General features: G+C 43.4%; 10 protein-coding genes. 9 read left to right on the top strand and 1 reads right to left on the bottom strand.

The genetic code is table 11. The annotated features are described in order from the left end of the window. Window positions 1-70 precede the first annotated feature (70 nt). Window positions 71-2,320 carry a bifunctional glutamate--cysteine ligase GshA/glutathione synthetase GshB gene (gene gshAB, locus A3I9_RS0110175; protein WP_018378927.1) on the bottom strand — a complete coding sequence of 750 codons (2,250 nt, stop codon included), beginning with the start codon at window positions 2,318-2,320 and terminating at the stop codon, window positions 71-73. 294 nt (window positions 2,321-2,614) lie between these two features. Here gshAB and A3I9_RS0110170 point away from each other — a divergent pair, with 294 nt between their 5' ends. The 9 genes from A3I9_RS0110170 to A3I9_RS0110130 all read left to right on the top strand — a co-directional run bounded on the left by A3I9_RS0110170 (window position 2,615) and on the right by A3I9_RS0110130 (window position 15,377). Beyond that, window positions 2,615-3,907, top strand: coding sequence for an adenylosuccinate synthase (locus A3I9_RS0110170; RefSeq protein WP_018378926.1), 1,293 nt, complete (start codon window positions 2,615-2,617; stop codon window positions 3,905-3,907). 49 nt (window positions 3,908-3,956) lie between these two features. Continuing rightward, window positions 3,957-4,802 (top strand): metallophosphoesterase family protein, encoded by an 846-nt coding sequence (locus A3I9_RS0110165; RefSeq protein WP_018378925.1) that lies wholly within the window; start codon window positions 3,957-3,959, stop codon window positions 4,800-4,802. A gap of 58 nt (window positions 4,803-4,860) precedes the next feature. Next, entirely contained in the window at window positions 4,861-5,172 is a 312-nt protein-coding gene (yajC, locus tag A3I9_RS0110160; protein WP_018378924.1) for a preprotein translocase subunit YajC, read from the top strand. Between the two features lie 38 nt (window positions 5,173-5,210). Next, entirely contained in the window at window positions 5,211-5,975 is a 765-nt protein-coding gene (locus A3I9_RS0110155) for a GNAT family N-acetyltransferase (RefSeq protein WP_018378923.1), read from the top strand. A gap of 85 nt (window positions 5,976-6,060) precedes the next feature. Beyond that, window positions 6,061-6,816 carry an undecaprenyl pyrophosphate synthase gene (locus A3I9_RS0110150; RefSeq protein ID WP_018378922.1) on the top strand — a complete coding sequence of 252 codons (756 nt, stop codon included), beginning with the start codon at window positions 6,061-6,063 and terminating at the stop codon, window positions 6,814-6,816. Between the two features lie 10 nt (window positions 6,817-6,826). Beyond that, entirely contained in the window at window positions 6,827-7,633 is an 807-nt protein-coding gene (locus A3I9_RS0110145; protein WP_018378921.1) for a phosphatidate cytidylyltransferase, read from the top strand. 9 nt (window positions 7,634-7,642) lie between these two features. Beyond that, on the top strand, window positions 7,643-8,902 hold the full coding sequence (rseP, locus tag A3I9_RS0110140; RefSeq protein WP_018378920.1) for an RIP metalloprotease RseP: 1,260 nt from the start codon (window positions 7,643-7,645) through the stop codon (window positions 8,900-8,902). Between the two features lie 103 nt (window positions 8,903-9,005). Beyond that, window positions 9,006-10,862: a proline--tRNA ligase gene (locus tag A3I9_RS0110135; RefSeq protein ID WP_018378919.1), complete on the top strand. Its 1,857-nt coding sequence runs from the start codon at window positions 9,006-9,008 to the stop codon at window positions 10,860-10,862. A gap of 120 nt (window positions 10,863-10,982) precedes the next feature. Then, window positions 10,983-15,377: a PolC-type DNA polymerase III gene (locus A3I9_RS0110130; protein ID WP_018378918.1), complete on the top strand. Its 4,395-nt coding sequence runs from the start codon at window positions 10,983-10,985 to the stop codon at window positions 15,375-15,377. The last annotated feature ends 57 nt before the right edge of the window (window positions 15,378-15,434 follow it).

Here is a 15,434-nt window from a genome sequence, read left to right as displayed (position 1 = left end):
CGAAAAAGAGAGGCGTTTCTTCGTTATGACCATAGAAAAAGCGCTCCCTCAAAGGAAGAGCGCTAATGTATTACATTTCTGGAAAGAGTTTCATTAAAATCTTTTTGGTAATGATTTGACCCGGCCCTTCATGGCAATAGGTGTGCATATACATAGAAGGATTGAAGTTCAATTCAATACAAGTGCAGGCAGGTATTTCTTTTGTTGATGGAACTGTTGTATCAGGGATAATGAGGTCAACGCCACAAACCCAAGCTCCCATAGCAGTCGCCATATCGGCAGCAAGTTGTTTGAAAGAGTCGTCCATTTGCTCGGTCACATCAATTGAATCTCCGCCTGTTGAAATATTGGAATTGCCGCGAAGGTCAGCTTTGACACCTTCAGGTAAAATGGATTCTGGTGTGTAACCTTGCTGTTCCAACATAAGAAGCTCAATGTCCCCTAATTGGATGATTTCAAGTGGAGAACGATGGTCTCGTCCGCGAAGAGGATTTTGGTTTTTGATAGCCACTAATTCACGGATAGTGTGTGTCCCATCTCCAACGACATTAGCTGCCACTCGAAGGAGGACGGCTTTACATTTGCCGTCAAGGACGAAGAAACGGTATTCTGTGCCTGCGATAAATTCTTCCACAAGGACATTACTATCTTCAGCAAAGGCAATATCTAAAGCCTTTTCGTAATCTTCTAAACTAGCAGGTTCTTGGAAAATGGAAATACCCAGACCAAAGTTGGTGGATTTTGGTTTGACAACAATGGCTTTTTGAGCGATTCGTCCGTAGTAGCGAAGGGCTTCTGTTTTATTTCCAAATTCGCTACCTGCTGGCACTGGGAAACCAGCCTTGTCCAAAATCTTCTTGGTGACCGTTTTATTGGCCATGGCTAGTGGGACAACATAATTGTCTTTCGAGGTCATATTGCCGTTTTTGACATATTCCACATGATTCCCATGCCAGAGTTTGAGGAATTGGTCGTTTTCATCTAATATTTCCAATTGAATGCCCATTTGAATGGCATCAAATAGAACCATCTGTGTAGAGAGCTCCATATTTTCATAGCCCTTAAGAGCGTAAGGTGCTGTCCAAGCATAGTCATGGAAGGCTTGGCCTTGCTGTTGCCCAAAGGCTTCAAGGGAATTCTTCTGAATGTGCTGTACTAATTGTCCACCAATTGTTTGCTCAGGGTGAAGAACGGCTTGCTCTGCTTTGTCCACCAGAGTCATATAGTAATCTTCTAGCTGGAACTGAGTCACTATTGAACGCATAGCTACCAATATTTTCTGAACAGTTGCTTCGGCTGGCAAATGCTCAAGAGGATGAGATAGGGCGATGCGATTGTTGAGAGCCGTTGCCTTTTCTAAGCACTTGTCCACATCTGTTAATTCTTCCATCCATAAAAGGCTGAGAAGAAAGAGATGGACGGTGTCCAGTGTTTCTTGGCTGATGGCTAGTGCTTCAAAGGGGTTGAGGTCAAAAGATCGAAACTCCAGATAACGAATTCCTTGGGTTAAATAATCTCGATTGTGTTTGCTACCACGTAGGCGAACAGCTGAATAAAATTCTTTCTCTGCAGACAGTTTACCAGATTGGACTGTCGTTTCTAAATCTGTAACGTATTGTTCTAGACTAGCAAAAGAAATCGCAACATCGTCTGAATTGACATAACCATATTGGCTATTACGCAGCGAGCGAACAGGGAATTCTGGCGCATCTTTCAAGAATCCCTCTTCTGCTAGAGGAGTTGCTCCATATAAATAGGTCAAAAACCAACGATAATGCAAAAAATTTTGTGCGAGTTTCAAATACAGATCGTTTTTAAAAGCGACCAGATTGTCATATCCACTGAGTTGAAAAAGTTGCTGGATTAATTCTTTCCCTAATTCAAAATTATAATGGATGCCACTCATGGACTGGAGGAGTTTTCCGTAGCGTTGTCCCAAGCCAACTCGATATTGATATTCATAGGGATTGTCTAATGCAGCGATTTGTATCTCATCTTCTGTCACTTGGGGTGGCATAGAGAGTGGCCAGAGGTATTCGTCTTTGCTGATGGAACGACTGGCAACATCCGTGATGGCCCCTAAGATGCGCAGGGCTTCTTTTGTAGACGAAGCAATAGGTGTGATCAATTCGAGTTGTGGTTCGCTGTAATCAGTCTGGATGAAGGGATGGAAATTACGGCTACCAAAAACTAAAGGGTGAGCAGTTTGCGCCACTCGATGGTTCTGGTTAATCCGAAGAGATTCGCGCTCGAGTCCAAAAGTTCCCTGTAAAATGGGCAAATTTTGGGGAGCGTCTTGTAATAATCTTGATAAGTTCATAAGATGCCTCTACTTTGATAATATCCTTATTTTATCGCCTTTCCAGCCTAAAAACAAATTTTTGATACAGGGATTGAAAATTTAAAAGAGATTTTCAATATTATTCGGCGGCATAAGTATTTTGGGGCTGAAATCAGAACAAATATTCGTCTTTTCTATTTTTGATATCTTATCTTGAAAAAAAGTTCGTTTTTTTTTATAATAGAGTGTAAGACAAACTCGCAGGTGAAATTCCTGCCATGTTTCTCAAGAAAGGTGGAGGCTCTGCTATTTTCAAGAGCCCTAATCAAAAATATGACATCAGTAGTAGTTGTTGGTACCCAATGGGGGGATGAAGGTAAAGGTAAAATCACGGATTTCTTGTCTGCAGATGCAGAAGTGATTGCACGTTACCAAGGTGGTGACAATGCGGGTCACACAATTGTGATTGATGGGAAGAAATTCAAATTGCACTTGATTCCATCAGGGATTTTCTTTCCAGAAAAAATCTCTGTTATCGGAAATGGCGTCGTTGTTAATCCTAAATCGTTGGTAAAAGAATTAGCTTATCTGCATGATGAGGGAGTCACAACGGACAATCTTCGTATTTCTGACCGTGCCCACGTTATCTTGCCTTACCACATCAAGTTAGATCAATTGCAAGAGGATGCAAAGGGTGACAACAAAATCGGAACCACCATCAAAGGGATTGGCCCAGCTTATATGGACAAGGCTGCGCGTGTTGGTATCCGTATTGCAGATCTTTTGGATAAAGAAATTTTTGCGGAACGTTTGAAAATTAATTTAGAAGAGAAAAACCGTCTCTTCGAGAAAATGTATGATAGCACACCGCTTGCATTTGATGAGATTTTTGAAGAGTACTATGAGTATGGGCAACAAATTAAGCAATATGTAACAGACACCTCTGTTATCTTGAACGATGCCCTTGATGCTGGCAAACGTGTCCTCTTTGAAGGGGCGCAAGGGGTTATGCTTGATATTGACCAAGGGACTTACCCATTTGTTACCTCATCAAACCCAGTTGCAGGTGGTGTGACGATTGGTTCTGGAGTTGGCCCAAGCAAGATCAACAAGGTTGTTGGGGTATGTAAAGCTTACACTAGCCGTGTTGGTGATGGACCATTCCCAACAGAACTCTTTGATGAGATCGGTGAACGCATTCGTGAAATCGGTCATGAGTACGGCACAACAACAGGTCGTCCGCGCCGTGTGGGATGGTTTGACTCTGTCGTGATGCGCCATAGCCGTCGTGTGTCAGGCATTACCAACTTGTCACTTAACTCAATTGATGTTCTTTCTGGTCTAGAAACCGTCAAAATCTGTGTGGCTTACGATCTGGATGGTGAGCGTATTGATCACTACCCAGCAAGCTTGGAGCAATTGAAGCGCTGCAAACCAATCTATGAAGAACTTCCAGGATGGGAAGAAGACATTACAGGTGTTCGTAGCCTTGATGAGCTTCCTGAAAATGCCCGTAACTATGTTCGCCGTATTGGTGAATTGGTAGGTGTCCGTATCTCGACTTTCTCAGTCGGACCAGACCGTGACCAAACAAACATTTTAGAATCAGTTTGGGCAAATAGTTAGCAAATAGTTGAAAAAGAGCGGGAACGCTCTTTTCTAGTAAGGAAATCTGATGACAAAAATTGCAATCTTAGCAGATATTCACGGCAATCAGACTGCCTTTGAAGCTGTCTTAGCGGATGCGAAATCTCTCGGCGTGGAAGAGTATTGGTTCTTGGGCGACTTATGTGGACCTGGTCCTGGAGGAGAAGAGATGGTTGCGCAGTTGCGGCAGTTGAATGTGACGGTCTGTGTCCGTGGCAACTGGGATGAGTGGGAAGATAGGGAAGTAGTGACATCAGAACCACTTGACCTCTCCTCCGCACGTTCCGTTCACCTCTACCGCCTCAACCAGTATGTATTAGAAAATCTATCCCAAGAAAGTTTGGAGTGGCTACGTACCTTTCCTATTACGCAAAAAGTGGAACGCAATGGCCTTCGTTTTCAGCTTTCTCACAACCTGCCGGACAAGCATTATGGACCAGAATTAACCGTGCCAGCGCCTCAGAAAGAAATAGACAAACTGTTTCCGGACCGGGAAGTTGATGTAGCGATTTATGCCCACATTCACCATCAAGTGTTCCGTTATGACCAGTATGGACGGCAGATTTTGAATCCTGGTTCTATTGGCCAACCCTTTTACGAATGGGAGGAGGTACCGCTGGATTTGCGAGCACATTATTTAGTGCTGACGTTAGGTGAAGCGGAGATTGACCAGATCCAGTTTCGTAAGGTGGCCTATGATGTGGAGGATGAGATTGCGTTGGCTAAGAAGAAAGGCTTGCCATACCTCGAGCTCTATGAGCGACTAGTGCGTGAAGGTTACACCTATACACATGATGAAAAACGCCTTGCAGCCTATAATCAGCAGTATGGGTATGTGGATGAGGTTAAAACCTATTTCGCGTCAAGTAGTTGATTGGCATTCAAGGTTAAATTTGATATAATAAAAATTATTAGAAAAAAGGGAGTTACTCATGGAACAATTATTTTTTCCAGCGCTGATGTTAGCGATGGTAGCGTGGATGTTTTATTCACAACGCAAGCAACAAAAAAATCGTATGGACAGTCTCAGCCAAATTAAAAAAGGTGACGAGATTGTGACCATCGGTGGCCTTTATGGTATCGTTGATGAAATCAATGAACAAAAGGTCGTCTTAGACATTGATGGTGTCTACTTGACTTTCGACCGTTCTGCTATTCGCAACCGTGTCAAAGAGGCAGCAACAAGTACAGAAGTAGCTGTCGAAGAAACGGCTGAACAAACAGAAAGCGCCATTGAAGAATAACATCTGTTATTCTTTTTTTGTAAACAAGGGAGGATAGGATGAACTATAAGGAACTACTAGAATCTGGAGAACCGATTTATAAAGAAAATGACCGCTTCAAGTATTTTAAAAATCCTGTCACATCAGAACGGTATTTTTCAAATTATCTAAGCTACAAGGTGATGCCGACAGTAGATGAACTGAAGGTAGATTTGGCCTATATAGCAGATGAACAAGCTAATTACGCGAGCGATTTTGCCTTTCTCTTTTTTGCAGAGAAAGAAGAGTTTTCAGATGTGCTACGGAAGGAGTTGGAGGAGCAAGGGTTTGAATTTTCCAAGCACCTAGTGTTTACCAATTCTGTAGACCAATTGCAACTGCCCCCCCGTGATCTTGGTGCCATCAAGATTGTAGAGTTAACAGAAGAGCATCTGGAAACCTATATCCAAATGAAATATCAAGGCAATTTGGAATACGGACAGGTCTATGCGAATCAGATGAAGGCAGACCACGAGGAAACTCTCTTGTCGAATTCTTCCAAGGTCTATCTAGCTTTGGAGGGGGATAAAATTATCGGAGATGTCACTGCTTGGTTTTTTGGTGCATACGTTGAAGTCGATGATTTCCACGTGGCTAAGGAATACCGTGGTCGTGGCATTGGGACAGCCCTCCAACTAGCTGCCATTGCAGATTATCAGAAAGTTATTCTAATCTCGGAAGAAGAAAACAGAGCCATGTATGAGCATCAGGGCTATACAGAGGTTTCTTGGTACTGGACAGTTCTCAAAAGTAACAATCGAAGCTACAAAGGTGAAGAGGAATAGCCTCTTCACCTTCTTTTTATCTCAAATTGGCTATATTTGTCCAAAATGTGGTATAATAAAATGATTTTATCAATGAGGAAATACTATGTTTAGCTTTGGTTTTGGAAAGAAACAAACAGAAGATATCGTTTTAGAGGTCCCTAAGCATATTGCCATCATTATGGATGGAAATGGTCGTTGGGCGAAGAAACGGATGCAACCCCGTATTATGGGGCATAAGGCAGGGATGGATGCCCTTCAGGCAGTCACGAAATCTGCTTCAGATATGGGTGTCAAGGTGTTGACAGTCTATGCTTTCTCCACAGAAAATTGGTCGCGTCCTGAAAAGGAAGTGAAGTTCATCATGAATCTTCCAGTAGAATTTTATGATAAGTATGTACCTGATTTGCATGCCAATAATGTGAAAATTCAGATGATTGGAGACCATACACGCCTGCCAGAAGCCACTTTGAATGCCTTGCAAAAAGCAGAAGAAAAGACTAAGAACAATACTGGTTTAATCTTGAACTTTGCACTGAATTATGGTGGCCGTGATGAGTTGACACGAGCAGTTAAATCAATCGTACAGGATGCCTTGGATGCTAAGTTTAATCCCGGTGATATTGACGAGGCTGTCATCGCAGATTATCTCTATACAGGGAGTTTACCAGATCGATTGCGGGATCCCGATTTGGTGATTCGGACGAGTGGTGAAATCCGGTTGAGTAACTTTTTGCCGTGGCAGACAGCATACAGTGAGCTGTATTTTACCGATATTGCCTGGCCCGATTTTGATGAACAAGCATTGAAAGAGGCTATTGTAGAATACAATCGTCGCCATCGTCGATTTGGTGGCATTTAAGGAGAATATGATGAATAAAGATTTACAAAAGCGGGTTGTTTTCGGAGCCTTAGCCCTCGTTATTTTTATCCCCTTACTTGTGATGGGAGGGGTCCCATTTCAGTTGTTAATCGGTTTATTAGCTATGATTGGGACAGCAGAACTGTTGAAGATGAATCGATTGTCGCCGAGTTCCATCGAAGGCGTCTTGGCCATGCTGGCAGCTCTCGTATTGACTCTGCCTTTGGAGAACTACCTTTCTTTTCTGCCAACGGATGGGAATTATACAGCCTATGCAATTGTAGTGCTCTTGCTGCTCTCATCTGTCGTTTTTCAAATTGGTCAATATTCGTATTCTGATGTGGTGTATCCGATTGCTTCGAGTTTATATGTCGGATTTGGTTTTCATCAGCTAGTCAGTGCTCGAATGGATGGTATTAACACCGTTCTCTTTGCGCTTTTTATCGTCTGGGCAACGGATATTGGAGCGTATATGATTGGTCGTCAAATTGGACGTCGTAAGTTGATGCCAAGGGTTTCTCCGAATAAAACGCTTGAAGGTAGTCTGGGTGGCATTCTTTCAGCAGTGGTTGTTGCTGCCATCTTCTTGTTGTTTGACAAGCAATTGGCAGGTCAGTATTCCTTCCTTGAAATGATGGGATTAGTAGCCCTCTTTTCAATTTTTGCTCAATTTGGAGACTTGGTTGAAAGTGCCATCAAGCGCCATTTTGGTGTCAAAGATTCTGGAAAGTTAATTCCAGGACACGGCGGTATTTTAGATCGTTTTGACAGTTTGATTTTTGTCTTTCCGTTGATGCACTTCTTTGGATTATTTTAAGGAGAATCTATGCAGGGAATTATTGCCTTTATCTTTATATTTGGTGTGATAGTGGTTGTCCATGAATTTGGACATTTCTATTTTGCGAAAAAATCGGGCATTCTTGTCCGAGAGTTTGCCATTGGAATGGGTCCGAAAATCTTTGCACATACTGGAAAAGATGGGACGGCCTACACCATCCGTATACTGCCCTTGGGTGGCTATGTTCGGATGGCTGGTTGGGGTGAAGACACGACCGAGATTAAAACCGGCACGCCTGTCTCGTTGACCATTAATGATGAAGGGATTGTGACTCGAATCAATCTGTCGAATAAAATGTTGGACAATACGAGCCTCCCCATGAATGTGACTTCTTTTGATTTTGAAAGTAAGCTGGAAATAACCGGTCTTGTGTTAGAGGAAGAAAAAACGTTCAAGGTGGACCACGACGCGACCATTGTGGAAGAAGATGGGACAGAAGTGCGGATTGCTCCACTAGATGTACAATACCAAAATGCGTCTATCTGGGGAAGGCTCATCACTAACTTTGCAGGTCCGATGAATAATTTCATTCTTGGCTTGTTGGCTTTTATCCTCCTCTTTTTCTTACAGGGAGGTGTCCCTGATACCCAGACCAATCAAGTAACGGTGGTAGATGGCGGTGCTTTACAGGCTGCTGGTGTAGAAACGGGAGCCCGTTTGCAAACCATCAATGGTGTAGTGGTGGAAGATTATGATGACATCGTGGTTGCTATTGCAAAAGCAAGCGACGGGGCTAAAAAAGCACCAGAATTAGCGCTTGAGGTAGAGCAGGCAGGCACGGTAAAAGAAGTGACAGTTGTCACGCAGAAGGTGGACGGTGCGTATCGTCTAGGTGTGTCTCCGTATCTAAAGACTGGGTTTGTGGATAAGGTCGTTGGTGGTTTTAAAGAGACGGCCTCAACAGCGCTCTTAATTGTGACAGCTTTGAAAAATATTATTGCCCGTTTTGATATTCATCAATTGGGGGGGCCTGTTGCCATCTACAATGTCAGCTCACAGGCGGCAGAACATGGCTTTACTTCCGTGCTCAATCTATTAGCGATGCTGTCCATTAACCTTGGGATTTTTAATCTGATTCCAATTCCGGCCTTGGATGGTGGAAAGATTTTGATGAATCTGATTGAATTGATTCGTCGGAAACCATTGAAACAAGAAACAGAATCGTATATTACATTAGTGGGCGTTGCCATCATGTTTGTCTTGATGATTGCAGTCACTTGGAATGATATTATGCGTGTCTTCTTCTAAACGAAGACAGAAACTAGAATAGGAAAGGAAATAAGACGAGTAATCGTTGATTGGAAGGTTGGGTTTTCCCGTCTTTTCTGGAAGCGAACTCGTCTAGAATAATATGAAACAGTCAAAAATGATGATTCCGACGCTTCGTGAGATGCCATCGGATGCTCAAGTAATCAGCCATGCCCTTATGGTTCGGGCAGGCTATGTCCGTCAAGTTTCGGCAGGAATTTACAGTTATTTGCCACTGGCAAATCGTGTGATTGAAAAGACAAAAACTATCATGCGAGAAGAGTTTGAAAAGATTGGGGCGGTTGAATTTTTGGCGCCAGCCCTTCTGTCAGCGGATATCTGGCGTGAATCAGGTCGATATGATACTTACGGTGAAGACTTGTACAAGTTGAAGAACCGTGAAGGTTCTGATTTTATCTTGGGTCCAACCCATGAAGAAACAGTGACCTTGCTCGCGCGTGATGCTGTTCAGTCTTACAAGCAATTGCCACTTAATATTTATCAAATTCAACCGAAATACCGTGATGAAAAACGTCCAAGAAATGGTCTCTTGCGTGGACGTGAATTTATCATGAAAGATGGCTATTCTTTCCACGCCAACTATGATAGTTTGGATGAGACATACGATGATTACAAACGGGCTTATGAAGCGATTTTCACTCGTGCAGGATTAGATTTTAAAGCCATTATCGGAGATGGCGGTGCTATGGGCGGGAAAGATAGCCAAGAATTTATGGCTATTACGCCTGACCGTACAGACCTTGAACGTTGGGTTGTCTTGGACAAATCGGTGGCTTCCTTTGATGAAATCCCAGCGGATGTGATGGAACAAATCAAAACAGAATTGGCTACTTGGATGGTATCTGGTGAGGATACGATTGCATATTCAAGTGAGTCTGACTACGCTGCCAATCTTGAGATGGCAACGAACGAATACAAGCCTAGCAACAAGGTGGTGTCTGAAGAAGAACTTGTGAAAGTCGCAACGCCTGATTGTAAGTCCATTGACGAAGTGGCGGCTTTCTTAAATGTTTCAGAAGAAAATACGATTAAAACCATGGTTTTCAAGGCTGATGGTGAGTTGATAGTAGCTCTTCTAGTCGGCAATGACCAAGTCAATGATGTCAAATTGAAGAACCATTTAGGTGCGGATTTCTTTGATGTAGCAGACGAAGCAGAAGTCGTGGCAACTTTTGGAGCTCACTTTGGTTCTCTTGGACCAGTTGGTCTTCCAGAAAATGTGAAAATCATTGCTGACCGCAAGGTACAGGATGTTAAAAACGCTATTGTAGGCGCTAATGAAGATGGATTCCACTACACAGGTGCTAATAGTGGACGTGATTTCCAAGTGACCGAATATGTGGATATTCGCGAAGTCAAAGAAGGAGAAGTCTCTCCAGACGGTAAGGGTGTGCTTCAATTTGCCCGAGGTATTGAAATTGGTCATATCTTTAAATTAGGTACTCGCTATTCAGATAGCATGAATGCAACTGTATTGGATGAAAACGGCCGTGCTGTTCCAATCATTATGGGTTGTTACGGTATTGGTGTCAGCCGACTGTTATCGGCTGTGCTTGAACAACACGCGCGTCTCTTTGTCAATAAGACACCAAAAGGAGACTTCCGCTTTGCATGGGGGATCAACTTTCCGAAAGAATTGGCACCATTTGATGTCCACCTCATTCCAGTAAATGTGAAAGATGAAGCTGCCATGGCTCTGATTGCACAAGTAGAAGAGCAGTTGATGAGTCACGGATATGAAGTATTGACAGATGACCGCAATGAGCGCGCTGGTGTCAAATTCTCAGATAGTGACTTGATTGGTTTACCAATTCGAGTAACAGTTGGGAAGAAAGCGGCTGAAGGTGTTGTTGAAGTAAAAATCAAGGGAACTGGGGATACGATTGAGGTCCACGTTGATCAATTACTAGAAACCTTGAAGATCTTAGTCCAAGGTTAACGAACTGAAAGAAACTTGCAATTGCAGGTTTCTTTTTTATGAGAATGGTGACCTACCTCTGTCTCGAAATGTCACACATTTTATGGTAAAATAAGTGTAATGAGAGACAGGGGAAATGCTATGATCGATAAATTTCAGTTGCTATTAGAACAGATAGGAATGCCACTTGAACTACGACAGTCAAGTGCTTTTTCTCATGGAGCGATTGAAGATGTTGTCATCCACAAAGTCAGCAAGCTTTGGGAATTTGTCTTCCGTTTTGAGACGACGCTTGAACTGGCCCATTACCAAGTCCTAAAAGCCCATTTATCAAATGAATTTGCTAAATTGGGTTATCAGGTGAAATTTAGCTTGATGGCAGATCATCCATGTTTAGAAACTTCTATTTTACAAGCCTATTACCAGGCGGCTTTTGAAGAAGAACTCTGCCAAAGTGCAGGCTTCAAATCTCTTTATCAGTCCTTAGAAGTCGATTATAGAGAAGGGATTCTCTTTATTAAAGGACCGGCGACGATTGATACACCTCATTTTCGAAAAAATCATCTGCCAAATTTAGCAGAACAATTTTCTCGGTTTGGATTTGGACAGTTGCAAGTTGACTTATCTATTTCTACTGAAATGACAGAGAATATAGAGGCACAATTCCATGCACAAAATGAAGAGATTTACCAACAAGCACACGAGGAAACCTTGACAGCACTCGAACAGTTGGCACAAATGGCTCCTCCTCCTGAAGCAGCGCCTCAACCTTCTTTCCAAGAATTTAAAAAACCACGACAAACACGGGCAAATCTGGATAAGGCAGAGATTACACGAATGGCAGATGTCGAAACGGAAGAAAACCAGCTGGTATTTGAAGGATTGGTGTTTGAAGCGGAGCAGAAGACGACGCGGACCGGTCGTGTGATTATCAATTTTAAAATGACTGACTATTCTTCTTCGTTTACTTTGCAAAAATGGGCTAAAAATGAAGAAGAGGCTCAGAAATTTGATATGGTGAAAAAAGGGAATTGGCTTCGTGTACGGGGAAATGTGGAGATGAACAATTTCACCCGTGACCTGACTATGAATGTGCAGGAAGTGCAGGAAGTCAAGCATGAGATTCGTAAGGATTTGATGCCTGAAAATGAAAAACGTGTTGAATTTCATGCCCATACCAATATGTCCACCATGGATGCCTTGCCACCAGTGGAAGACCTCATTGCTCGTGCTGCTAAATGGGGGCACAAAGCCATTGCTATTACCGACCATGGGAATGTTCAGTCTTTCCCACACGGATATCATGCTGCGAAAAAAGCTGGCATTAAAGCAATTTTTGGGATGGAAGCGAACATTGTAGAAGACAGTGTGCCTATTACCTATAATGAAGCGGATGTGGATTTGAAGGAAGCAACCTATGTCGTATTTGACGTAGAAACGACAGGACTTTCAGCGGTCTACAATGATTTGATTCAGATTGCGGCTTCGAAGATGTACAAGGGCAATATTATTGCTGAATTTGATGAATTCATCAACCCAGGTCATCCGCTCAGTCAGTTTACGACGGACTTGACGGGGATTACGGACGAACACGTCCGCAATGCCAAACCGTTAGCACAAGTGCTGCAGGAATTTCAGGCCTTTTGTGAAGATACAGTTCTTGTGGCTCACAATGCTAGCTTCGACGTGGGCTTTATGAATGCCAACTATGAGCGGCATGGCTTGGCTCAGATTAGCCAGCCGGTCATTGATACCTTAGAATTTGCTCGAAATCTTTATCCAGAGTATAAGCGTCATGGTTTGGGACCTTTGACCAAGCGATTTGGAGTGGCCTTGGATCATCACCACATGGCGAATTACGATGCGGAAGCAACAGGCCGTCTACTCTTTATTTTCCTCAGAGAAGCGGAGGAAAAGCATGGACTGACCAAACTTCAAGATTTAAATACAAAACTAATATCAGAGGATTCTTATAAAAAGGCGCGTGTGAAACATGCGACTATCTATGTGACCAATCAGGTGGGACTTAAAAATATTTTTAAACTGGTATCCTTATCCAATACCAAATATTTTGAAGGAGTGCCTCGGATTCCACGGACAGTCTTGGATGCTCACCGTGAAGGCTTGCTTCTGGGGACTGCCTGTCAAGAGGGTGAAGTTTTTGATGTATTAGTATCTAAAGGAATAGACGATGCGGTGAAGACAGCTGGCTATTATGACTTCATTGAAGTGATGCCACCAGCCCTCTATGAACCACTAATAGCGCGTGAGCAGTTTAAAAATATGGAGGAAATCCATACTCTCATCAAGAATTTGATTGAAGTGGGACATAGGGCGAATTTGCCAGTTCTCGCAACAGGAAATGTTCATTATATTGATCCTGAGGAAGAAATTTACCGTGAAATTATCGTACGTGCGCTAGGGCAAGGGGCAATGATGAACCGCCCAATTGGACATGGGGAGTCCGCTCAGCCTGCACCATTGCCTAAGGCACATTTCCGGACAACTAATGAAATGCTGGATGAATTTGCCTTTCTAGGAGAAGCAGTGGCAAGAGAGATTGTCATCACCAGTACCAATGCCATGTTGGAGCGTTTTGAGGACGTCGAGGTGGTCAAAAAGGACCTCTATACCCCTTATATTGAAAAAGCCGAAGAGACAGTTGCGGAACTGACCTATCAAAAGGCCTTTGAAATTTATGGAAATCCTCTGCCTGACATCATTGACCGACGGATTGAAAAAGAATTGACCTCTATTCTCGGAAACGGTTTTGCTGTGATTTATCTCGCTTCGCAGATGTTGGTACATCGTTCCAATGCACGTGGCTATTTGGTTGGTTCCAGGGGGTCAGTTGGGTCTAGCTTTGTGGCGACCATGATTGGGATCACTGAGGTGAATCCGATGCCACCGCATTATGTTTGCCCGTCCTGCCAATATTCAGAATTTATTACAGATGGAACGTATGGTTCGGGCTTTGATATGCCAGATAAGGACTGTCCAGAGTGTGGACATAAGCTATCAAAAGATGGACAGGATATCCCCTTTGAGACCTTCCTTGGATTTGATGGGGACAAGGTACCCGATATTGATTTGAACTTTTCAGGGGATGACCAACCGTATGCCCATTTAGATGTACGGGACATTTTTGGCGAAGATTATGCCTTTCGTGCAGGGACCGTTGGTACCGTTGCGGCCAAGACAGCTTATGGTTTTGTGCGGGGCTATGAACGGGACTACGGGAAATTCTATCGCGATGTTGAAGTAGAACGTCTTGCGGCGGGAGCGGCTGGTGTGAAACGGACGACAGGTCAGCACCCAGGGGGGATTGTTGTTATTCCAGACTATATGGATGTGTATGATTTCACGCCTTTCCAGTATCCAGCTGATGATGTGACAGCTGAGTGGCAAACGACTCACTTTAACTTCCACGATATTGATGAAAATGTCTTGAAGCTCGACGTCCTTGGACACGATGATCCGACCATGGTTCGGAAATTGCAACAGCTATCAGGAATTGATCCTAACACCATTCCTTTTGATGATGAGGGTGTGATGGCACTCTTTACAGGAACGGATATTCTGGGTGTTACGCCGGAGCAGATTGGCACGCCGACAGGGATGCTGGGAATTCCTGAGTTCGGAACCAACTTCGTTCGAGGCATGGTAGAAGAGACGCATCCAACTACCTTTGCGGAGCTTTTACAGCTGTCAGGTCTGTCTCATGGTACCGATGTATGGCTGGGAAATGCGCAAGATTTGATCAAGGCTGGTATTGCAGATTTGTCTACTGTTATCGGCTGTCGGGATGATATCATGGTGTATTTGATGCACGCAGGCTTGCAGCCGAAGATGGCCTTCAATATCATGGAGCGCGTGCGGAAGGGCATGTGGCTCAAGATTTCCGAAGAAGAGCGAAATGGTTATATCCAGGCAATGAAGGAGAATAACGTACCAGACTGGTACATTGAGTCCTGTGGAAAAATCAAGTACATGTTCCCGAAAGCCCATGCGGCGGCCTATGTTATGATGGCCTTGCGCGTGGCCTATTTCAAAGTCCATCACCCGCTTTACTACTATGCTGCCTACTTCTCTATTCGTGCGAAAGCCTTTGATTTGGCAACCATGTCAGGTGGCCTGGATAAGGTGAAAGCCAAGATGAAAGAAATCGCAGACAAGCGCAAGAATAATGAGGCTTCAAATGTCGAAATTGACCTTTATACGACACTTGAAATCGTCAATGAAATGTTGGAACGTGGCTTCAAGTTTGGCAAGTTAGATTTATACAATTCAGAAGCGATTGAATTCAAGATTGAAGGAGATACGCTTATTCCACCATTTGTAGCTATGGATGGTCTTGGTGAGAACGTTGCTAAACAGGTCGTGTCAGCACGTGAGGAGGGTGAATTCCTTTCTAAGACAGAACTCCGTAAGCGTGGCGGACTCTCTACAACCCTTGTGGATAAGATGGACGACATGGGGATTTTGGGCAATATGCCAGAAGATAACCAGCTCAGCCTTTTTGATGATTTATTTTAGGGTAGAATGAAAAAGATTGGACGATTCTCGCTATTGAGAATGCCCAATCTTTTTTTG

The organism is Streptococcus ovis DSM 16829 (assembly GCF_000380125.1).
In the GTDB taxonomy this organism is placed as follows: domain Bacteria; phylum Bacillota; class Bacilli; order Lactobacillales; family Streptococcaceae; genus Streptococcus; species Streptococcus ovis.
Note: the sequence above shows the minus strand (reverse complement) of the source record. Positions and strands in the feature narration are given on the sequence as shown.

Bases quoted from the DNA above. Each gene is read 5' to 3' on its own strand.
- A3I9_RS0110170 (WP_018378926.1), top strand. From the start codon at position 2,615: ATGACATCAGTAGTAGTTGTTGGTACCCAATGGGGGGATGAAGGTAAA.
- A3I9_RS0110130 (WP_018378918.1), top strand. From the start codon at position 10,983: ATGATCGATAAATTTCAGTTGCTATTAGAACAGATAGGAATGCCACTT.
- yajC (WP_018378924.1), top strand. From the start codon at position 4,861: ATGGAACAATTATTTTTTCCAGCGCTGATGTTAGCGATGGTAGCGTGG.
- A3I9_RS0110135 (WP_018378919.1), top strand. From the start codon at position 9,006: ATGAAACAGTCAAAAATGATGATTCCGACGCTTCGTGAGATGCCATCG.
- A3I9_RS0110155 (WP_018378923.1), top strand. From the start codon at position 5,211: ATGAACTATAAGGAACTACTAGAATCTGGAGAACCGATTTATAAAGAA.
- gshAB (WP_018378927.1), bottom strand. From the start codon at position 2,320: ATGAACTTATCAAGATTATTACAAGACGCTCCCCAAAATTTGCCCATT.
- A3I9_RS0110145 (WP_018378921.1), top strand. From the start codon at position 6,827: ATGAATAAAGATTTACAAAAGCGGGTTGTTTTCGGAGCCTTAGCCCTC.
- A3I9_RS0110165 (WP_018378925.1), top strand. From the start codon at position 3,957: ATGACAAAAATTGCAATCTTAGCAGATATTCACGGCAATCAGACTGCC.
- rseP (WP_018378920.1), top strand. From the start codon at position 7,643: ATGCAGGGAATTATTGCCTTTATCTTTATATTTGGTGTGATAGTGGTT.
- A3I9_RS0110150 (WP_018378922.1), top strand. From the start codon at position 6,061: ATGTTTAGCTTTGGTTTTGGAAAGAAACAAACAGAAGATATCGTTTTA.